This is a genomic window from Treponema sp. R80B11-R83G3 (assembly GCF_054786115.1).
The window spans coordinates 1-579 of record NZ_BDHF01000414.1; the positions used below are offsets into that span (position 1 = coordinate 1).

Annotated in this window: 1 protein-coding gene; it reads left to right on the forward strand. The window is 38.0% G+C overall.

Annotated features, from left to right (window positions below; translation table 11 throughout):
• The coding region (locus ACYVRH_RS14190) for an MATE family efflux transporter (protein WP_461257522.1) at positions 1 to 547 on the forward strand (547 nt) is incomplete at its 5' end.
• Between the last annotated feature and the right edge of the window lie 32 nt (positions 548 to 579).

The following is a 579-nucleotide window of genomic DNA, read 5'->3' on the forward strand; positions in this document are numbered from 1 at the left end:
TATTTCCCGTCTGCTTGGAATCAAGAACTATGAAGAAACAAAAAAAACCAGTTCGGTTAGTTTTTATTTAGCCATAATCGCTGGTTTTGTTTTTGCCGTTTTTTTGTTGTGCTTTAAGAATCAGATTCTAAATCTTATTGGCGCAAGTGAAGGAACCTACAGCCATGCGGACGGTTATTATTCCATTGTCGTGTTATTTATGCCTATCGCGGTAACTGGCGCGCTGTTTTCCGGTCTTATGCGGAGCGAAGGCGCAACCGTCAACGCTATGACTTTACAGCTTGTCGGAATTGTACTCAATATTATTCTTGACCCTATTTTTATTTCAGTATTTGGCTGGGGAACAAAAGGGGCGGCATGGGCGACGATAGCCGGACAGCTTGCGTCATTTTTGTATGGTATTTGGTATTTTTGCTCAAACAAGACAATGCTTTCAATACGGTTAAAAAATGCCAAGACAAATAAAACTGGAAATGTTATAAAACGTTATGGACCGGATAAAAGACCTGAAATTATTGAATATGATATAAAAAAATTATTGGAATAAAAAACGAGGATAAATAATGATGTACGCTTGTC